General features: G+C 38.9%; 20 protein-coding genes and 1 riboswitch. Of the genes, 5 read left to right on the top strand and 15 right to left on the bottom strand.

Annotated features, from left to right (window positions below; genetic code table 11):
• Positions 1-248: 248 nt before the first annotated feature.
• Positions 249-1,205, top strand: a complete 957-nt coding sequence (locus ACOZIR_RS02160; protein ID WP_045295426.1) for a DUF1385 domain-containing protein — start codon at positions 249-251, stop codon at positions 1,203-1,205.
• Between the two features lie 48 nt (positions 1,206-1,253).
• Entirely contained in the window at positions 1,254-1,652 is a 399-nt protein-coding gene (locus ACOZIR_RS02155; RefSeq protein WP_421535502.1) for an SA1362 family protein, read from the top strand.
• A gap of 30 nt (positions 1,653-1,682) precedes the next feature.
• Here the strand turns inward: ACOZIR_RS02155 and ACOZIR_RS02150 are convergent, their stop codons facing one another.
• The 4 genes from ACOZIR_RS02150 to ACOZIR_RS02135 all read right to left on the bottom strand — a co-directional run bounded on the left by ACOZIR_RS02150 (position 1,683) and on the right by ACOZIR_RS02135 (position 7,085).
• Positions 1,683-2,564, bottom strand: coding sequence for a patatin-like phospholipase family protein (locus tag ACOZIR_RS02150; RefSeq protein ID WP_016765549.1), 882 nt, complete (start codon positions 2,562-2,564; stop codon positions 1,683-1,685).
• Between the two features lie 101 nt (positions 2,565-2,665).
• Positions 2,666-3,097 (bottom strand): transcriptional regulator MntR, encoded by a 432-nt coding sequence (gene mntR, locus ACOZIR_RS02145; protein WP_013085004.1) that lies wholly within the window; start codon positions 3,095-3,097, stop codon positions 2,666-2,668.
• 284 nt (positions 3,098-3,381) lie between these two features.
• Positions 3,382-5,940, bottom strand: coding sequence for a vitamin B12-dependent ribonucleotide reductase (locus tag ACOZIR_RS02140; RefSeq protein ID WP_045295427.1), 2,559 nt, complete (start codon positions 5,938-5,940; stop codon positions 3,382-3,384).
• A gap of 311 nt (positions 5,941-6,251) precedes the next feature.
• Positions 6,252-7,085: a lipoate--protein ligase family protein gene (locus tag ACOZIR_RS02135; protein ID WP_045295428.1), complete on the bottom strand. Its 834-nt coding sequence runs from the start codon at positions 7,083-7,085 to the stop codon at positions 6,252-6,254.
• 230 nt (positions 7,086-7,315) lie between these two features.
• On the opposite strand from ACOZIR_RS02135, the gene ACOZIR_RS02130 reads away from it, so the two are divergent.
• Positions 7,316-7,699 carry a rhodanese-like domain-containing protein gene (locus ACOZIR_RS02130; RefSeq protein ID WP_045295429.1) on the top strand — a complete coding sequence of 128 codons (384 nt, stop codon included), beginning with the start codon at positions 7,316-7,318 and terminating at the stop codon, positions 7,697-7,699.
• 44 nt (positions 7,700-7,743) lie between these two features.
• Here ACOZIR_RS02130 and gcvPB read toward each other — a convergent pair whose 3' ends face one another.
• Genes gcvPB through gcvT form a run of 3 tightly spaced genes read right to left on the bottom strand, consistent with a single transcriptional unit; the run spans position 7,744 to position 11,682 of the window.
• Positions 7,744-9,222: an aminomethyl-transferring glycine dehydrogenase subunit GcvPB gene (gene gcvPB, locus ACOZIR_RS02125; RefSeq protein WP_045295430.1), complete on the bottom strand. Its 1,479-nt coding sequence runs from the start codon at positions 9,220-9,222 to the stop codon at positions 7,744-7,746.
• The gene (gcvPA, locus tag ACOZIR_RS02120) at positions 9,215-10,561 is read right to left on the bottom strand and encodes an aminomethyl-transferring glycine dehydrogenase subunit GcvPA (protein ID WP_421535501.1); all 1,347 of its coding nucleotides are present in this window, start codon (positions 10,559-10,561) and stop codon (positions 9,215-9,217) included. The genes gcvPB and gcvPA overlap by 8 nt, the downstream gene beginning before the upstream one ends.
• Positions 10,562-10,581: 20 nt before the next feature.
• The gene (gene gcvT, locus ACOZIR_RS02115) at positions 10,582-11,682 is read right to left on the bottom strand and encodes a glycine cleavage system aminomethyltransferase GcvT (protein WP_340141701.1); all 1,101 of its coding nucleotides are present in this window, start codon (positions 11,680-11,682) and stop codon (positions 10,582-10,584) included.
• A gap of 212 nt (positions 11,683-11,894) precedes the next feature.
• Positions 11,895-11,987, bottom strand: a riboswitch (glycine riboswitch).
• A 180-nt stretch (positions 11,988-12,167) separates the two neighbouring features.
• Between gcvT and ACOZIR_RS02110 the strand changes: the two genes are divergently transcribed.
• Together ACOZIR_RS02110 and ACOZIR_RS02105 are read left to right on the top strand one after the other, a co-directional pair.
• Positions 12,168-13,841, top strand: a complete 1,674-nt coding sequence (locus ACOZIR_RS02110; protein WP_014458233.1) for a DEAD/DEAH box helicase — start codon at positions 12,168-12,170, stop codon at positions 13,839-13,841.
• A complete protein-coding gene (locus ACOZIR_RS02105) occupies positions 13,828-14,652 on the top strand; it encodes a YqhG family protein (RefSeq protein WP_045295433.1) in 825 nt (274 codons plus the stop codon). The genes ACOZIR_RS02110 and ACOZIR_RS02105 overlap by 14 nt, the downstream gene beginning before the upstream one ends.
• 23 nt (positions 14,653-14,675) lie before the next feature.
• Here the strand turns inward: ACOZIR_RS02105 and ACOZIR_RS02100 are convergent, their stop codons facing one another.
• The 8 genes from ACOZIR_RS02100 to comGA are packed head-to-tail and all read right to left on the bottom strand — an operon-like array spanning position 14,676 to position 18,864.
• Positions 14,676-14,861, bottom strand: coding sequence for a YqzE family protein (locus ACOZIR_RS02100; protein WP_013059170.1), 186 nt, complete (start codon positions 14,859-14,861; stop codon positions 14,676-14,678).
• A 43-nt stretch (positions 14,862-14,904) separates the two neighbouring features.
• Positions 14,905-15,279 carry a competence type IV pilus minor pilin ComGG gene (gene comGG, locus ACOZIR_RS02095; RefSeq protein ID WP_045295434.1) on the bottom strand — a complete coding sequence of 125 codons (375 nt, stop codon included), beginning with the start codon at positions 15,277-15,279 and terminating at the stop codon, positions 14,905-14,907.
• Positions 15,269-15,706, bottom strand: coding sequence for a competence type IV pilus minor pilin ComGF (gene comGF / locus ACOZIR_RS02090; protein ID WP_045295435.1), 438 nt, complete (start codon positions 15,704-15,706; stop codon positions 15,269-15,271). Before comGF ends, comGG begins: the two co-directional genes overlap by 11 nt.
• Complete coding sequence (locus tag ACOZIR_RS02085) at positions 15,703-16,041, bottom strand: type II secretion system protein (RefSeq protein WP_045295436.1); 339 nt, start codon at positions 16,039-16,041, stop codon at positions 15,703-15,705. Before ACOZIR_RS02085 ends, comGF begins: the two co-directional genes overlap by 4 nt.
• A complete protein-coding gene (gene comGD / locus ACOZIR_RS02080) occupies positions 16,025-16,462 on the bottom strand; it encodes a competence type IV pilus minor pilin ComGD (protein ID WP_016765559.1) in 438 nt (145 codons plus the stop codon). Before comGD ends, ACOZIR_RS02085 begins: the two co-directional genes overlap by 17 nt.
• A complete protein-coding gene (gene comGC, locus ACOZIR_RS02075) occupies positions 16,449-16,760 on the bottom strand; it encodes a competence type IV pilus major pilin ComGC (RefSeq protein WP_016765560.1) in 312 nt (103 codons plus the stop codon). The genes comGD and comGC overlap by 14 nt, the downstream gene beginning before the upstream one ends.
• Positions 16,761-16,774: 14 nt before the next feature.
• Positions 16,775-17,821: a competence type IV pilus assembly protein ComGB gene (comGB, locus tag ACOZIR_RS02070; RefSeq protein ID WP_013059176.1), complete on the bottom strand. Its 1,047-nt coding sequence runs from the start codon at positions 17,819-17,821 to the stop codon at positions 16,775-16,777.
• On the bottom strand, positions 17,812-18,864 hold the full coding sequence (gene comGA, locus ACOZIR_RS02065) for a competence type IV pilus ATPase ComGA (RefSeq protein ID WP_045295437.1): 1,053 nt from the start codon (positions 18,862-18,864) through the stop codon (positions 17,812-17,814). The genes comGB and comGA overlap by 10 nt, the downstream gene beginning before the upstream one ends.
• Positions 18,865-18,926 lie beyond the last annotated feature (62 nt).

The raw sequence follows: 18,926 nt of genomic DNA, 5'->3' as shown, positions 1-18,926 counted from the left end.
GTTTTTACGTTTATTACTCTTCCTATACGCAAGAAGGGAGCCTGATATCGAAGAGATATTTTAAAACTACTTCGCACAGAGTTTTATAAACAAATTTTATAAATGAAAGGAAAAAAATTCATAACGAGGGTGTGGAGATGAAAAATATTGGCTAAACTAGATAACATGCATCCGCCTAGAGGTTTATTTGATTTTGCTGTAGAATATAAAATACTAAGAAGTCTAGTTAAGTTAGGTTGGTGCCTGAAATGTCTAAATTACAAAAACCTGCGTATGGTGGTCAAGCCGTTATAGAAGGTGTCATGTTCGGTGGCAAACGTATGATGGTAACGGCTATTCGCCGCAAAGATCAATCTATTGATTATTTTCATTCAAAAAGAAAATCAAATTCCGTACTCACTGCTTTAAAAAAAATTCCTTTTTTAAGAGGAATTGCAGCTATTGTTGAAGCTAGTGCAAACGGTACGCAGCACTTGAACTTTTCCTCTGAACGCTATGACGTGAATCCAGAAGATGATGCTCAAGTAGCAGCAGAACAACAAAAAGAGAAAAAAGAATCAAAACTATCTTTAATATTTGGCGTTGCAACTATTGGTGTAATATCCTTTCTTTTCGGGAAAGTACTATTTACATTGATTCCTGTGTTTTTAGCACAATTGACACGTCCTGTTTTCACTTCAAGTGTAGCTCAAGTTTTTATTGAAGGAGTATTTAAACTATTATTGCTCCTTGGCTATATTTATGTGATTTCACAAACGCCACTTATTAAACGGGTGTTTCAATATCATGGAGCAGAACACAAGGTCATTAATGCATATGAAAACAATGCTGAACTTACGGTAGAAGCCGTTCAAGTACAATCTCGACTTCATTATCGCTGCGGAAGTAGCTTTATCCTCTTTACCGTAGTTGTAGGAATGTTTGTCTACCTACTCGTTCCAACGGATCCTCTTTGGTTACGAATTGTGGATCGCCTTGCATTAATTCCAGTTGTCCTTGGTTTATCATTTGAAGTGTTACAGTTAACCAATAAAGTTCGTCATGTCCCTCTTCTTCGCTTTTTAGGTTATCCCGGTTTATGGCTTCAGCTTTTAACAACCAAAGAACCAAAAGATGATCAAGTTGAAGTTGCGATTGCTTCATTTAAAGAACTTTTACGCGTTGAAAATGAACTTTCTTCTACCACTGACGAACAAGTTGTCTAATCCACACCGTTTTGCTTTCTTTTTTTACTATTTTAGGAGGTGAACAAAATGAGACGTCCATTCGTGAAACCACTTGTATATGGTCTAATCGGGTTAGGAGTCATTGGCTTTGCATTTACGTTGATTACAGATCCAGCTGTTTTATTACGTCAAGCAGGTTATATTTTTCTGTTTATCATTTTGTTTTACTTAGTTTATCGGTTTATTCTCCGCCCTTCTCAGACAAAAGGTCAAGATAGAGGCTATGTGCGCGCAGTAAAGCAATCGAAACTGCGTCAAAAAGAAAAAGAGCGAGGAAGCAACAAAGTTGATATGCATACGTACCGAAGCTCAAATAAGCGCCCGGTATCCAAATCAACGAAACCGCTAAAGAAAAAGAAAAACAACTCACACTTGACCGTCATCGAAGGTACAAAAGGAAAAAAGAAAAATAGAGCATTCTTTTAAAAAAACAAGGAGAAGAGCCTCCTTGTTTTTTTAATAGCACCATTTTTTCAAAAATGCCCTTGTACGCTTTTTGCCAAACGCAATCAGCTCTTCTTTCCGTTCTTCTGTGAGAGTAAATTCTGTCGCAAAAACTTGATTAACAGGTAAAAAGATAATATTTTTTTCGTGACGTTTTGAAATATGTCTTGCATCGTGCGCATCTTTCATCGTCTCAAAAAGCGCACTGAATAAACCAACGGCATTTTTAATTTTATTCCGTTCTCTCTCTTCGTCCTTCGGGCTCAGCTTCACACCAATTACCGGTCGTTTCTTAAGACTTTTATCATCATCAAAGAGAAAAATTGGAAAGTTGCTTAACACGCCCCCGTCGACTATTAAACTGCTTGGAGTAGATTTTAATTTAACCGGCTCAAAAAAATATGGAATGCTGCAGCTCATTCGAACGGCTCTTGCTACAGAAAAGCGATTCGGGTCGATTTGATATTTAGGCAAATCATCTGGAAGAACAAGCATCGTACTGTTGGTCAAATCTGAAGCAATAATACGCAGCGACTGATCAGGCAAATCAGCAAATGTACGAATTCCTCTGCTCCGCAGTTTCTCAGCAATCCACTTTTCAAGCCTTTCTCCTTTATATAATCCCATTTTCCAATATAAAAACAGCCACTTTGTCAAGCTTGATGGTAAAAAAGACATTCTTTGATCTAAAAAAGAAGATAACTCAATTTCATTCATCATTTCAACAATTTCTTCACTTGTATAACCGGCTGCTACAAATGCACAAATAATGGAACCCGCACTCGTTCCGGCTAACCGCCGAAAGATCAAGCCTTTTTCCTCTAGAGCTTGTAACGCGCCAATCAGTGCAAGCCCTTTAATACCGCCACCTGAAAACACTCCGTCGACGTACACAGCCTCTCCTCCAAACTACCCACTCTACATTTGTAGTCGACTCAGCAACAAGTTATGATAAAAAGAAAAAAGCAGTGACGCTATTGGCCGCTGCTTTTCTCTTATAATTTCTGCTCTTCTTCATTTCGTTTTTGTACATTGCGAAGATCTTGAATACGGTTATGATTTTCTTCAAAGTATTGAACCAAATCTCCAATTCGATCAATGGAATTCCAGCTTAAATGATGTTCAATTCCTTCTACGTCATCATAAATATTTTTCTCATCCACGCCAATAATTCGCAATAGCTGCTCTAAAAGCTCGTGGCGATAAACAAGACGTTTTCCAATCTTCTGTCCCTTAGCTGTTAAAACAAGGCCTCGATATTTTTCATAAATTAAGTACTCATCTTTGTCTAGTTTTTGAACCATCTTCGTTACAGATGAGGGGTGAACCGCCAATGCATCAGCAATATCAGACACTCGAGCGTATCCTTTATCTTCAATTAGCATATATATTTGTTCAATATAATCTTCCATACTCGGTGTAGGCATGAAATCTCCCCCAATTAATATTATGTATTGCTAATAATAAGTCATAAATGTCTGTTTCTTATAGTGATATCGTGTTCATGTTTGATAATCTATGTGAAAAAAACGTGTAAATAAAGCGATGTCATAAGATAAAACTGGATAAAAGACATTCAATTAAAATCATACTACAATGCTTATTCAAATACAAGAACCGTTCGATCCCGCTTCTTATTTATGCCCCATTTTTATACATAATAAAAGCTGACTCGTTTGAGTCAGCTTTTACTAGTCAATCATGTTCAAAATTAAAGGCCGCATTTCAGCTGTGCACCACAGTTTGTACATGTGTTGCATCCGCCCATTTCTTCTACCGTTCCTTGACGGCAAACCGGACAAGTATTGCCTACTTCAGAACCAATTGTCACATCAGTTGAACGAATTTCGTTAATTGTATCAACTAACACCACGTGCGGTTTCGTTTCTTCTTTTGGCGCTTCAATTTCTTCATCAAATGTATTTTCTTCTGCTTTTAGCGTTAAGACTTGTGCATCACGGCTTCCGTCTACGTACACCGTACCGCCTTTTGCTCCGCCTTTATACAGACGTTCGTACACTTTTTGAACTTGCTCTACCGTGTAACCGCGAGGAGCGTTTACTGTTTTACTAATTGAGCTGTCAATCCAGCGCTGAATCACACATTGCACGTCCGCGTGAGCTTGTGGTGCAAGTTCCATAGCTGAAATGAACCATTCAGGGAGATTGTTTGGATCTGCTTCTGGATGCTGATCTAAATACTCTTGAACGATATCAGCTTTTACTTCAATAAACTTACCTAAACGGCCGCTTCGGAAGTATGAGAATGAGAAATAAGGTTCAAGACCCGTTGATACTCCAACCATTGTTCCAGTACTGCCTGTTGGCGCTACTGTTAGTAGATGAGAGTTTCGAATACCGTGCTCTTTAATGTTTTCACGAATATCTTCAGGCATTTTTTTCATGAAGCCTGTATTTGTGAATGCTTCACGTAAAGAAGCCGTTTCAGCATCTGTTTCGCCCACTAAGAACGGGAAGCTTCCTTTTTCTTTTCCAAGCTCTACAGACGCGCGGTAAGCCGTTGTTGCAATTGTTTCAAACACTTTATCTACTAACTCATTGCCTTTGTCAGAGCCGTACTCTGTTTCACAATAAATAAGAAGATCGTGAAGACCCATTACACCAAGACCAACGCGGCGTTCGCCAAGCGCTTGCTTTTGGTTTTCTTCTAAGAAATAAGGAGTTGCATCAATAACGTTATCTTGCATTCTAACGCCAGTTTCAACTGTTTGACGTAGCTTTTCAAAGTTAACTGTTTTCATTTCTTTATCTGCCATTTGCGCTAAGTTAACAGCAGCTAAGTTGCAGACGGAGAATGGTGCAAGTGGTTGTTCACCACATGGATTTGTTGCAACAACGTGCTGACCATATGCTTGAGCATTTGTCATGTCATTGGCATTGTCGAAGAAGAAAATGCCTGGTTCAGCTGAGTACGTTGCACAAATATTAATTAAGTTCCATAGCTCTTTTGCACGGATAGTACGGTACGTACGAACTTTGTTTCCTTGTTTTGCCCATTCGCGCACATCGCCTACTTCGTGCCAGTTTTCATTGTAATTAGCCATTTCTTCTTTTGAATAGCTTTCTACGTCTGGGAAGCGAAGTTCGTATTCTCCGTCGTTTTCAACAGCATCCATGAAATCTTTTGTTAAGCATACAGAAATGTTTGCTCCTGTTAAAAACTCTGAGTTATGAACGCTGTACGTTCCGCCTGTTTGCAGCTTTTCTTCTGCATCTTTAATGATTTTTTCACTGAACCCACCAAGACCAGGAATTTGTTTATAGTTAATGATTCCTTGGTACATCGCTTCTTCAGACTCTGTTAGCGGCGTGAACTTCAATTTATCTTGCGCGTGCTTTTTAATCATTTCGTCATTTGTGTTTTCAATTAAGAAACGTAAAATGCGAGGGTTTTGCATTTTAGAAATAATAAACTCTACAATGTCAGGATGCCAGTCGGCAAGCATGATCATTTGAGCTCCCCTGCGCGACCCACCTTGCTCAACAAGATGCGTCAGTTTAGCAATATCATCTAACCATGAAACCGAACCAGATGATTTGCCGTTTACACCGCGAGCGAGCGTGTTGCGCGGGCGAAGAGTTGAACCATTCGTTCCAACACCGCCTCCACGGCTCATGATTTCCATTACTTGTTTGCGGTGTTCTGAAATACCTTCACGTGAATCTTTTACATAAGGCATTACGTAACAGTTGAAGTACGTTACGTCTGTGTCAGCACCTGCACCGTAAAGAACGCGGCCAGCTGGTACAAAGTTTAGCTGAACAAGCTCTTGATAGAACTTTTCAAACCACTCTTTGCGCTTTTCTTCTGTTTTTTCCACAGAAGCTAATCCTGTTGCATTACGTTTTGCAATTTGCTCGTAGAAGACTTCTAGAGGCTTTTCAATGACATCTAGCGAACGAGTAATTAACCCGTTTTCTGCTTCTTCAGGCGATAAAGCACCTCTAAACTCATCTTCTACCTTGACAACAGCGGCCTTTTGCTCAAAATTAATGCTTTCCACATAGCCAAGTCCTCGTGCTGGAAATTTTGGATCTTCCTTTACAGTTAGAACAACAAAATCTCCTTCTGATAACGTTAATTTTTCCGTATCTTTAAACGCATAGCGGTCTAACATTACCAATCTTGAAACACCTTTATGAGTCAACTTCATATCCGGTGTAATCGGATGTACTTGCGGAAAGCGTTCAATATCTGAATTGAGCTTTTCAACATTCATATTCACTTTTTGATTTAACAAAACAGTCATTCTCACAACTCCTTACTTATCGAACATCTATAAATTTATTAACTCTTTTTCCTTTTAAAGGAAAAAGAGTTTTTCAATCAACTATCAATAACTTACCACACGGCTTGGACGAATTCAATATATAGTATTTGACACTCGACCAAACATCTACATATAGAAAGGTGTCAAGTGAAATATTTTTTTTTTCGCAAAAAAAGTGTTTGACTTTTCTTCCCCATGTATTCTATTAGCCAAGCATTATTTCTAAAAATTCCAATAAAAAGTGCAACTTATAGAAGTTGCACTTTTATCTATTTCCCATGGGCATCCGTTTAGCGCTTAAAGTTCCATTCATCCGATCCGTACTTTGTTCGCGCTAGTTCTTCTACATATGCTTCCTCTTCTTCAGACAGCGTATACGGTTCTAAATCAATATCAAGAGCCAAAGCAAATCCTTTGTAAAACGCTTCTTTCGCTTCTTCAATAGGGATTTTGCGGCCCGCAATTGCATTGATGGCTACCGCTTTAGAACGAAATGCGCGCTGCATTCTTTCCTTCACGCGATCATTTGGATAATTAAACACGCTGAATAATTTATCTTCATCAATCTCTAACAGAATAGAGCCGTGCTGTAGAATAACTCCTTTTTGTCTAGTTTGGGCACTTCCAGCAATTTTGCGGCCCTCTACAACTAGTTCATACCAAGAAGGAGCATCAAAACACACGGATGAACGAGGGTTTTTTAAGCTATTTTTTTCTTCTTCTGAACGAGGAATAGCAAAATAAGCCTCGAGCCCTAACGAACGAAATCCTTCCAGTAAACCTTCCGAGATGACGCGATATGCCTCTGTAACTGTCTTAGGCATGTTAGGATACTCTTCAGATACAATTACGCTGTAAGTAAGCTCTTCATCATGAAGCACGCCTCTGCCGCCCGTTGGACGTCTCACAAAGCCTAGTCCTAATTCTTTTACTTTATCAAAGTTAATTTCTTTTTCAGCTTTTTGAAAATAACCGATCGACAGCGTTGGAGGGTTCCATCCGTAAAAACGAATCGTAGGTGGAATTTCTCCTTTACTATGCCATTCTAATAACGCTTCATCTAACGCCATATTGTAATAAGGCGAACGGTTGTTGGAATCAATAAATCTCCACTTTGCTTTCATCTACCTCATCCTCAGCTATATGTAATATAAAAAATAAATCCGTTTTTTAGTCTACCAAAAGATTGGGCTAAGGAAAAGCAAAGAGCAACATAAAACTGTGAATTCAAATGTGGTAGTTTTTTCATTTTCGGGAAGAAATCCGCTAGATTCAAGGCAAAATCGCTTTACTTCTAATTTCATTCACTTATATAATAAGAGTATGGATTTTGTCGAAGAAAGGAAGAATCAGCATGTCACCAATTACAGCAGTACTCATTTTACTTGGAATAATCATCATATACTCTGTCGTTATGTTCTTTGTCCAACGTCGCATTATGAAAACGTTAACTGAAGAAGAATTCCGCAGCGGCTACCGCAAGGCACAGCTAGTTGATATTCGTGAACCGAATGAATTCGAAAACGGACATATTTTAGGCGCACGAAATATTCCTCTTTCACAGTTCCGTATGCGCATTAAAGAATTTCGTCCAGATCAGCCTGTCTACATCTATTGTCAAAGCGGAATGCGCACAGGACGCGCAGCACAAATGCTTCGTCGCCACGGTGTTAAAGAAATCTATGATTTAAAAGGCGGCTTCAAAATGTGGAACGGTAAAGTGAAAAAGAAAAAATAATGATATGTATATAGAAAAACCTCGCCTTTGAGCGAGGTTTTTTGTTAGACGTTTTGAACAGCCTGTTCTTTCTGATAGCGAAGAACTGGTTTTCTCGCTGCCAGCGTTTCGTCAAGGCGCTTCACAACCGTTGTATGCGGAGCTTCCTGTACAAGTTCAGGCGTCTGTTCTGCTTCTTTTGCAATTTGAATCATCGCATCGATAAACGCATCCAGCGTTTCTTTCGACTCCGTTTCCGTTGGTTCGATCATCATGCACTCTTCTACAATAAGCGGGAAGTAGATAGTCGGCGGATGATAGCCAAAATCAAGCAGTCGTTTCGCAATATCCAATGTGCGCACGCCAAGCTTTTTCTGACGTTTTCCTGATAAAACAAATTCGTGCTTACAGTGACGGTCAAACGGCAGCTCATAGTGCTCTGCTAAACGACGCATCATATAGTTGGCATTTAACACAGCATTTTCCGTTACGGCTTTTAAGCCGTCTGGACCCATTGAACGAATATACGTATAAGCGCGAACGTTGATACCGAAGTTGCCGTAAAACGGCTTTACGCGTCCAATTGACTGAGGACGGTTATAGTCGAAGTGGTAGCCTTGTTCTGTTTTCACAAGCACTGGTTTAGGCAGATACGGAATTAAATCTGCTTTTACCCCTACCGGACCAGAACCAGGACCGCCTCCTCCATGAGGACCTGTAAACGTTTTATGAAGGTTTAAATGCACAACGTCAAACCCCATATCTCCAGGGCGAGCTTTACTTAATACTGCGTTTAAATTTGCACCATCATAATAAAGTTTCCCACCTGCTGCGTGAACAATTTCAGCCATTTCTAAAATATCTTCTTCAAATAACCCTAGCGTATTTGGGTTTGTTAACATTAAAGCGGCTGTATCTTCTCCCACTACGCGGCGTAAATCCTCTAAGTCCACTAAACCATGTTCGTTTGATTTTACCGTTACCGTTTCAAATCCCGCAACTGTTGCCGAAGCCGGGTTCGTTCCATGAGCTGAGTCTGGAACAATGACTTTTGTTCGCTGCGTCTCACCATTTGCTTCGTGATAGGCACGAATCATCATAAGCCCGGTCCACTCGCCGTGAGCACCTGCTGCTGGCTGAAGTGTTACTTCATCCATTCCCGTAATTTCTGTTAAATGCTCTTGTAAATCATATAAAAGTTCGAGAGCACCTTGAACCGTTTGCTCATCTTGAAGCGGATGAATATGCGCAAATCCAGCAATGCGTGCTGCTTGTTCATTCACTTTTGGATTATATTTCATCGTACATGAACCAAGCGGATAAAACCCTGAGTCCACTCCGTGATTTCGTTTTGAAAGCGCGGTGTAGTGACGCATAATATCAAGTTCTGATACTTCAGGAAGCTCAGGAGCTTCGGTACGCACATACGCTTTTCCAAGCAGTTCTTCAGCATTTACTTGCGGCACATCTAACTCCGGCAATGAATAGCCGATTCGCCCTTCTTTACTGCTTTCAAAAATAAGTGATTGATTTTGATTAAGCATGAAGATCCCCCAATTCATTTACAAGTTGGTCAATTTCCTCTTTTGTACGGAGCTCTGTAAAAGCAAGCAGCATGTGATTTTCAAGCGATTGGTTATCACGGCTAAGATCATAACCGCCAATTATTTTTGATGCTAATAAATGATTGTTTGCTTCTGCTACCGAAACAGGAAGCTTCACGACTAGTTCGTTAAAAAACGCTCCTTCAAATGCTACATTTACTCCTTTTGCCTTTAACGCTTCATATGCATAATGCGCTTTTGATAAGTTTTGCAGCGCCATTTCTTTTACACCTTGCTTGCCTAAAGCTGTCATGGCAACCGATGCTGCTAAAGCATTTAACGCTTGATTTGAACAAATGTTAGACGTTGCTTTATCGCGGCGTATATGCTGTTCACGCGCTTGAAGCGTTAATACAAACCCTCGCTTACCGTTTTCATCCACCGTTTGCCCTACTAATCGCCCTGGAATTTTCCGCATAAGCTTAGACGTAGTTGCAAAGTATCCGCAGTGCGGGCCTCCAAATTGACTTGGAATACCAAATGGCTGTGCATCTCCAATGACGATGTCCGCTCCGAATTCTCCAGGAGGCGTAAGTAAACCTAATGATAAAGGATTGCTTGAAACGACAAACATGCATTTTTCTTGATGAGTAATTTCTTCAATTTCTTTTAACGGCTCGATTTGTCCGTAGAAATTTGGGTATTGGACAATAACAGCTGCCACGTCACTCCCCATCTCTTTTTCTAATGCAATCATATCTGTTACTCCGTCTGCTGCAGGGATTTCTACCACTTCAATGTATTGACCCTTCGCATACGTTTTTAAAACATCTTTTGACTCAGGGTGAACAGCCGCAGAGACAAGTACTTTTTTCTTTTTTGTTTGACCCGCACTGAGCATAGCGGCTTCTGCTAAAGCAGTTCCTCCGTCATACATAGAAGAATTAGCCACGTCCATCCCCGTTAACTCACAAATCATTGTTTGAAATTCAAAGATGGCCTGAAGTTCTCCTTGAGAGATTTCTGGTTGATACGGAGTATAAGCCGTATAAAATTCTGAACGAGAAATAACATGATCAACAATAACCGGCATGTAATGATCGTAAACTCCTGCTCCTAAAAAAGAAGCATAGTCTTTTAAATGAACATTTTTAGCAGCCATACTATTTAATTCTTTTAACAGCTGAGGCTCTGAAGCCGCTTTTTTAATATTGTATTCTCCTTGAAAACGAACGCGCTGCGGAATATCTGAAAATAAATCATCAACAGATGAAACACCAATTGCTGCTAACATTTGCTGCTGATCTTGTTCTGTCATTGGTAAATAGCGATGTAACATGTTAAATTCCTCCCCAAAGCTTACTTTGAACGTTTATAAAAAGGTGTTGAAACCACTTTTGCTTTTAAGCGTTTTTTTCGAACCTGCACTTCCACTTCTTGACCAAGCTCTGTATACTCTGCTGACAATAGTGCTAGACCGATGTTTTTCTTTAATGTCGGTGACTGTGTACCTGTTGTCACAAATCCAATTTGTTCTTCATCTGCAAATACTTCGTAACCGTGTCTTGGTATACCTTTATCAATCATTTCTATTCCTACCAGCTTACGAGGTGCCCCGCTTTCACGCTGTTCTTTTAACACTTCTTTTCCAATAAAGCTGTCTTTGTTCGTTTTTACTGCAAATCCAATTCGAGCTTCAATGGGCGTAATATCTTTTGAAAGCTCTTGGCCATATAAAGCCAAAGTAGCTTCAAAACGAAGCGTATCGCGAGCGCCTAATCCGCAAGGCAACACACCTTCATCACTGCCAGCTTCTAAAATAGCCTTCCACAAGTGAGAGGCGTCAGCTGAAGAACAATAAATTTCAAAGCCATCTTCCCCCGTATACCCAGTACGTGAAACGAGAGCTTTTACATTCGCTACTTCTACATCATCAGCAAATGTAAACGGCTTTAATAAAGATAAATTTTCGTTCGTTAACGTTTGTAAAACTTTTTCTGCTACGGGACCTTGTAAAGCTAGCTGCGCAGTTTCATCAGATTGATTAACGAGCGTTACATCTCCTTGTTTGTGAGACACCAGCCACTCATAGTCTTTTTGAATATTAGCAGCGTTTACGACTAGCAAATACTCTTGATCTGCTTTTTTATAAATCAGCAAATCATCTACCGTGCCTCCGTCTTCATAACACATAGCCGTATACTGCGCTTTTCCATCTACGAGGGTAGAAACGTCATTTGTCATCGTGTGCTGAAGAAAAGCTAAGCTATCAGCTCCTGTTACAAGAATTTCTCCCATATGAGAGACATCAAAAAGGCCTGCCTTTGTACGTACAGCTTCATGCTCTTCTTTAATAGAAGAAAATTGAACGGGAAGAGCCCATCCTCCAAAATCAATTGTTTTGGCACCATATTTCTGATAGGTATCATAAAGCGGCGTTTTGTGTAATTCTGTTGTCATATTTATGTCCTCCTCTTTTTCACGTGAAACTTTTCATAACGGGGAGTTTTCAAAGAGTGTGGGGATCACTATGTATCCAAACAAAAAAGGACAGAAAACCCCCTACTGTATTTAGTAGGAAGTCTCTGTCCTTTTCACCTGAAAGTTTACCTATAAACGAATAGGTTTGCCTCGTGGGTGGTCTATAAACGCATAGACACTCTCCAGAGCTGCGTCAAACAAGAGTCTTTTTGCCTGAGAGATTCACAATTTTATTGCTTGCTCCTTCGGCGCTACATTCAAGTAGTCTCTCCCCGTGTCATCATTCGCTTCTATAAAGTTGGTAAAGTTGGGCATACTACTGAAAGATGTATCTATCTTTATTCACACAATCATTTGTAAAGTGCTAATCTATTTTCTTTTTCAAATTTTCTAAATATATTTTTATCCTACCTGATTCTTATCATTTGTTCAATAAAAATTTTTTACAAAGGAGCATTTTTATCATGAAAGTGAAATTAAACATCGATGAAACATGGGAAGCGGCCTTCTCAACTAAATTGGAGCAAGACGGTCCTTGGTCTGCATGGGATTTGTATAAACTTGCCTATGAAATAGAAGACCAAACGCTTATCTCAGAATTTGAAGGACTACAAAGCCCAAAGCATCTAGCCGATTTAACGCCGCTTCCTCATCAGCTCGAAGTAGCCAAACAAGTAGTGGAAACAATGAATGGGAAAGCCATTTTAGCAGATGAAGTAGGACTGGGGAAAACGATTGAAGCAGGGTTAATTTTGAAGGAATATATGATTCGCGGACTTGTTAAAAAAGTTCTCATTTTAGTTCCAGCTTCGCTTGTTTCACAGTGGGCTATGGAATTGAATCAAAAATTTTATATTCCTGCAGTCCCTCAAAGAAAATCATATGTGTGGGATCAGTGTGACATCGTTGTGTCTTCAATTGATACTGCAAAACGTTCTCCTCATCGAGAAATTGTGCTAGAACAAGACTACGACCTCATCATCATTGATGAAGCTCATAAACTTAAAAACAACAAAACAAAAAACTATGAATTTGTTCAAAGTCTGAAAAAGAAATTTTGTCTGTTGCTAACCGCAACACCGATTCAAAATCGAATTGAAGAAATTTTTAACTTAGTCTCTCTTTTAAAGCCTGGCCATCTCGGCAATAAAGACTATTTTGAAGAATTATTTTCTGCTAAAAAACGCTCTTTGCAAAACGATGAGCACTTAAAAGAGCTTGTTAACAAAGTTATGATTCGAAATCGCCGCCACGATACGGGTATCGAATGGACGAAGCGAATTGTGCAAACCATTCCTGTTGAATTTTCGCCAAAAGAACGCGAGCTATACGATGCGATTACGTCTTTTAAAGGAAACGGACTGCACCCTTCAAGCGCTTTTTCAATTTTAACCCTGCAGCGAGAGGCCTGCAGCAGCCGTGAAGCGGTGTATATGACATTAAAAAACATGCTGGAACGTCAGGAAGATCAAAACAGCGCATTAACGGAACATATGATTACGCCGTTAATGGAACTACTTCAGCAAGTACCGCAAAATGCAAAAGCAGAAAAAGTTCTGGAGCTCGTTCAAAAAATTGATGACAAAGTCATTATTTTCACTGAGTACAGAGCAACTCAACTGTATTTACAGTGGTATTTAAAACAGCATGGAATTACCTCTGTACCGTTTAGAGGAGGATTTAAGCGAGGTAAAAAAGACTGGATGAAGCAGCTTTTTGAAAGCCACGCGCAAGTATTTATTGCCACTGAAGCGGGCGGCGAAGGAATCAACCTTCAGTTTTGTCATCATATTATTAACTATGATCTGCCGTGGAATCCAATGCGTCTAGAACAGCGAATTGGAAGGGTCCATCGTTTAGGTCAAAAACATGATGTTCACATTTACAATTTAGCCATTCAACATACGGTCGAAGAACATATTTTAAAATTGTTATACGAAAAAATAAACCTGTTTGAACGAGTTGTTGGAGAGTTAGATGATATTTTAACAAAGCTTGATTTAAAAAATATCGAAGAGCATATTCAAGATATTTTATTTCATTCACGGAGTGAAGGAGAAATAAAAATCAAAATGGAGAACTTGACGTCTATTATTCAATACGAAGACAGCGAGGAGGATCAGCATGCAGCAAACTGATATTCATCAATTTTTAAAGCGTTACTTTCTAGCTAATAATTGTTCTATTGTCACAGAAACACCATCTTATCTAACGGTTCAATTAACGATCGAACTTGACAAAGAGTTGATGAATCGTCCATTTTATTGGCATTATGTTGAAAAGACAGGCGGAGAAGCAAATCCTGCTTCACTCACTTTCATTACAGACCCAGCGTTTGAAGATGATTCTGTTCAAGGAGAACGAATTCATTTTGGTTCACCTAGGCTGCATCAAATTTTCGCTTCTACTCAAAAGCTAGGCGGATTTATTCATCTGTATGAACAAGTTGCATCAGCTCAGCCAACAAATCAGCCTTTACACCCTTGGCTTGCGTTAAATATTAAAGTCTCGTACAAATGTGATCGTAAAAAAGATGAGCTCTTGTCGCTTGGCATTAATTTAATCAATGGACAAATTATTGAATCTTTTCATGAATTAATCATTAATCAAAATTTATCATCTAAAATCTCAGACTATTGCTTTACTCTTTCACCTTTTATTAGGCCGAAAAGTGCGATTGCACGACTCACATCATACGTGACTGACTATGTTAAAGCTCAGCCGACTGAATGGGCAGAAAAAGCGCAGGAAAGATGGTATGAAGACTTAGCGCTTCTTGATCATTTTTACGAAACAGCAGAAGAGCTGCCAGAAATATATGTGACCGAAAAAACAGCGCTTCAAGAGCTGTACGAACCGACTATATTATTTAAGTTTATAAACGGTGGCTTATTTTACATATCGCCCGAAACGATGTCTCGTCAATTTAATAAAACACAAGCCGGTTAAAAAAAGATGAGCATATGATATGCTCATCTTTCTTTTTTCTTTCGGTACCACAGCATAAACGACAGCGGAATCATTCCAAACCATCTGTTTGCAAAAGGTGCTCGCTCTTCTTTTTTTTGAATCTTTTTCGTTTTCCTCTCTTCTTTTGGCTGATCCATATATTGTACAAATTGCTGAGTCATATATTTTACATAATCATTCGTTTTCATATAATCATCTCCTCAGCACTATTATATCCGGAGAGAAAGAGACTTAATCCGTCCACTTCACAATGTGTTGATCCTTTTTTTGAATATATGCGGTTTCTGTCAATGCTCTTCCTTGCAGTGTTTGACACTTTATTTTTAGGATAATCATCTGTTCATCTTCACTTACTACTTCGTATGAAACCGTACCCGTTTCTAATACTAGGGGTGTAGATGGAGATTTACTATGTTCTTTTACTTCTTTTTTTACATGTACAACCGCGTTTTCTAAAAGATGCTCCAGACGATTTTTCTGCTCTACTTCTTGATAAAATGAACTTTTCGTCACAAAATAAGTGGTTTGCTGAGCTACTAACAGAAGAAAAAGCGCACAAAATGCCAAAACAACCGGGAGAATAAACCCTTGCTCATTATGTTTCATAAGCAAGCATCAAAAACGTCGTAATGGTTTCTTCTCTAACTTTGTTAACACCGTCTGTTGAACGAATCAACAGCCTTTCTTTTTGCTGTTCATACATAATATTCTTAATATGCTGCAGCACAACTTCATGACCGCTTTCATCCACTCGTCTTCTTATCTTGTCTTCGTATCGTTCATACGTGATGACCTGATTATTTTCCATTTTCAACGTAAGAGTAGTCGCATGAATTCTCACTTCTTTTGCTTCTCGATATTCCATAGCAAGTTGATTCACAAAAATTTCCCACTCCATTTCATTCATACTAAAGTCTGGATTATATGTTTGCTTAGCTAGCGGAATGATAATGGGGAAAAATGAAACAATGATCAAAAAAAGAGTAAAACTGACTAACATCTCTACAAGCGTAAAGCCTTTTTCACTTTTCACTTCAACATCACATCACACTTCTTTTTCATTTTATCAGCGGAATCTGTCCATTCTACACAAAGCTTTTGAGCACTTTCTCCGTTCCATTTCAGATAAAACACAACGTTTTCTTTTTCGATTTTTTCTTGCCGTTTATATCCTGCTTCATATTTATATTTCAATAGCTCTTCATGCAAGATAGCATCGGCTTGATACGAAACATATTGCTTCTTTTCTGCTTCCTTCATCTGAACATACAAAGGAATAATTGTACCGGTTAGGAGTAAAAGCATGCTAAATGACACAAGCATTTCTAACAAGGTGTAGCCCTGCTGCCCCTTACATCTTGTCCACATAAAAACGGCCTCTACCTATTTGAAAAGTAACTTTGTATTTAAATTTTTGGCTGCTGATAAAAATAGTCTTTGCTTGAGAAATATTGCCGTTTTTGTTGTATTGTATCGTGGAATTGCCGCTTCCAAACGTGATATGAATGGTGGAGTCATAGGCGCGCTTATAAAGAACGGCACGAGAATCAGAAACAATATATTCTGTTCCCTTTGGTGCGAAGTTAATTTTAATTGGAGATTCGCGGTTCATGGCTGTCTGCTGCACATAAAACGTGTCACTTTGCAGCTGTCGCAAGAATAATGTGATTTTGTAATATTCGACAAGCGGCCGAATGGTTACGATAATGGAAAACATCATCACTTGCACAATAAATAAAACCATCAGCATCTCAATGAGGGTAAATCCTTTTTGCTTAAGAAGAACCACTAGCCGTAACCTTTCCGGTACCGTCAATTTGAATAGCTTGACCATTTGGACACACGGTACCTTCTTTTAAGTAGCCTCCTGCTTCAAGCTCTTCTAGACTTGGTTTTTCGCCGTTTTCAAGTTCATATACTTGTACCTCAGCCTCTACGGTTTTGACAAGAGCTGAGCAGCCTTTATTGTTAATAACCGTATTATGCTTTAATACATTTGGAATCATAATGAGCAAAAGCACGGTAATAACGAGCATAACAATGAGCATTTCAATAAGGGTAAATCCTTTATTACCTTTTAGAATCATATTCTTTCACCTTTCTACAAGCTCGACATCACTTCTAACATCGGAAGCATAACGGACATATACATAAGCAGAATGACAATTCCGATGAATAAAAATGTAAGCGGCTGTACATATTTTAAAATACGAAAAATAAATTGTTCCATTCTTTCCATCATAAATAGACTGTAATCATACAGCTCTTGAGAAAGCTCACCGTTCTGCTGGCCATGCACAATAACTTGAGCCAAGTCTTTTTCATAATGAGATTTACCTGAAACGATATGATCTAATCGCATTCCTGAGGAAAGTTGATCTGTAAAAGCAAAGGCTTCCACTTGAAAAAACGGATGATGCTCCTGCTTTTGAAAAAGAGCAAAGCATTCATAAATAGATAAACCACCGTTTAGTAAATTGCTCATATGAACAGAAAAAAAGTACGAGTTAAATAGACGTGTGAACGTTCGGATAACGGGAACTCTCATAAAAAGCTGCATTTGAACTACTGGAGGCAATTTTTTAATGTAAATCACATAAAACAAATAAAGGATGATTGGCATACTGATGACTGCAGGTAACACAAAAGGAAAGAACGACATCGCCTGCATAAATAAGAGGATAAACGAAGACTGCTTGTTTCCAAAGGATAAGTACAGAGCTTCAAACTGCGGAAGTAAAACCGTACTTAAAACAAATAAAATGGAAAGAATAAACAGAAGTAGCAATACGGGATATTGAACAAGCTTTTGAAATTTTTTACGATGCCTTACTTTTTCTTCAATCATTGAGCTACTTTCTTTTAGTGCAAATTGAAGGTTTCCATGCTGTTCCGCAAAATATAAATAGCTTAAAATATCACGGTGAAACTGAAGTTTAACAAAAGCATCGTGTAAAGATTCTCCTCGTTTTAACTGCTCAAGACATTTTTCAATATCCGTTTTTTCTTTGTTAGATACTTGAAACGTCAAAAACGAAAGAGCTTGAGAAAGAGTGTAGCCTTTTTCTAAGAGCTTAGAGACCTGCTTCAGAATTTTTGCTTGCTGAGCCAGAGACCACCTTTTTTGTCTATTTGTCTTTACCCCCATCCGTCTAGCGAATGCGGATATAAATAGCCTAGCGCAATTCCTTTTAGAATAACATCTCGGAGCGTCTTATAATCATAATCCGCATTTTCTCCTTTCACTTCTCTCATCACCGCGCTAAGCTCCTTGCCATAAAGCAATTCGTATATGCTGGACTGACGATGCTTCCTCATTTTTTTACAAGCCGGGTGGCATTTTCCAGAACACAGCGGACAGCGAATTTCTACAAGACGCTGTGCAGCTACTGCTACAAGAGTCTGTTCCATTTCTTGAAAGCTAACGCCAAACTCAAGCAGCCTGTACAAAGATCCTTTTGTATCTTTAGTATGCATCGTTGTCAAAACCAAATGTCCGGTAAGCGCTGCTCTCACAGCAATTTTGGCAGTCTCACTATCTCTTATTTCTCCCACCATGATAATGTCTGGGTCATGGCGCAATATAGCTTTTAAACCAGTCGTGTACGTAATCCCTGCGCGTTCATTCACCTGCACTTGAAGCACGGTTTCACTCGGTTTTTCAATAGGATCTTCTAGTGTAATAACATTTCGGTTAAAAAGATGCTTTACTTCATGTAAAAGAGTGTATAGAGTAGTGGTTTTACCTGATCCTGTAGGGCCGGTAAAAATAATTAATCCATGGGAGAATTTCAAGAGAGAAATAAGCTTTTTTGTATGTTCAGGAAAAAGAGATAAATGTTTGAGAGATGTAGATTGTTGATGAGGTAAAAGCCGAATAACAAGACTTTCATCATGAGAAGTAGGAAGAGTAGATAAACGCAGATTTACTTGATAGTGATCAACGGAAGTTGTCAATGCACCATTTTGAGGTTTTCTGCGTTCCCCAATATCCATTCCGCCTAAAAATTTAAAATGCGAAATGAGCCGTTCAGACATTTCTTTTGAAATGACACTTTTTAAAATAAGTTCCTGGTCAATTCGCAGCTGTATCACAGCATCTTTCTTTCGGGGCACAATATGCACATCTGAACTTCGGCACTCACATGCATCTCGTATAACGTAAGTAGCAAACTGTTCAATTTCGGTCAAACGATCATCGCTCCTTTATTTGTAATAAAGATGATTGTTAAAACATCTAGAAACAGTAATTT

Source organism: Priestia sp. D3YE.R1, assembly GCF_049199565.1.
Taxonomy (GTDB): domain Bacteria; phylum Bacillota; class Bacilli; order Bacillales; family Bacillaceae_H; genus Priestia; species Priestia aryabhattai.
This window is presented reverse-complemented; position numbering and strand designations above follow the sequence as displayed.

Bases quoted from the DNA above. Each gene is read 5' to 3' on its own strand.
- mntR (WP_013085004.1), bottom strand. From the start codon at position 3,097: ATGCCTACACCGAGTATGGAAGATTATATTGAACAAATATATATGCTA.
- comGB (WP_013059176.1), bottom strand. From the start codon at position 17,821: ATGGGGGTAAAGACAAATAGACAAAAAAGGTGGTCTCTGGCTCAGCAA.
- comGG (WP_045295434.1), bottom strand. From the start codon at position 15,279: ATGAAACATAATGAGCAAGGGTTTATTCTCCCGGTTGTTTTGGCATTT.
- gcvT (WP_340141701.1), bottom strand. From the start codon at position 11,682: ATGACAACAGAATTACACAAAACGCCGCTTTATGATACCTATCAGAAA.
- ACOZIR_RS02085 (WP_045295436.1), bottom strand. From the start codon at position 16,041: ATGTGGACAAGATGTAAGGGGCAGCAGGGCTACACCTTGTTAGAAATG.
- ACOZIR_RS02105 (WP_045295433.1), top strand. From the start codon at position 13,828: ATGCAGCAAACTGATATTCATCAATTTTTAAAGCGTTACTTTCTAGCT.
- gcvPB (WP_045295430.1), bottom strand. From the start codon at position 9,222: ATGCTTAATCAAAATCAATCACTTATTTTTGAAAGCAGTAAAGAAGGG.
- ACOZIR_RS02130 (WP_045295429.1), top strand. From the start codon at position 7,316: ATGTCACCAATTACAGCAGTACTCATTTTACTTGGAATAATCATCATA.
- ACOZIR_RS02160 (WP_045295426.1), top strand. From the start codon at position 249: ATGTCTAAATTACAAAAACCTGCGTATGGTGGTCAAGCCGTTATAGAA.
- ACOZIR_RS02100 (WP_013059170.1), bottom strand. From the start codon at position 14,861: ATGAAAACGAATGATTATGTAAAATATATGACTCAGCAATTTGTACAA.
- gcvPA (WP_421535501.1), bottom strand. From the start codon at position 10,561: ATGTTACATCGCTATTTACCAATGACAGAACAAGATCAGCAGCAAATG.
- ACOZIR_RS02140 (WP_045295427.1), bottom strand. From the start codon at position 5,940: ATGACTGTTTTGTTAAATCAAAAAGTGAATATGAATGTTGAAAAGCTC.
- ACOZIR_RS02110 (WP_014458233.1), top strand. From the start codon at position 12,168: ATGAAAGTGAAATTAAACATCGATGAAACATGGGAAGCGGCCTTCTCA.
- comGC (WP_016765560.1), bottom strand. From the start codon at position 16,760: ATGATTCTAAAAGGTAATAAAGGATTTACCCTTATTGAAATGCTCATT.
- ACOZIR_RS02135 (WP_045295428.1), bottom strand. From the start codon at position 7,085: ATGAAAGCAAAGTGGAGATTTATTGATTCCAACAACCGTTCGCCTTAT.
- ACOZIR_RS02155 (WP_421535502.1), top strand. From the start codon at position 1,254: ATGAGACGTCCATTCGTGAAACCACTTGTATATGGTCTAATCGGGTTA.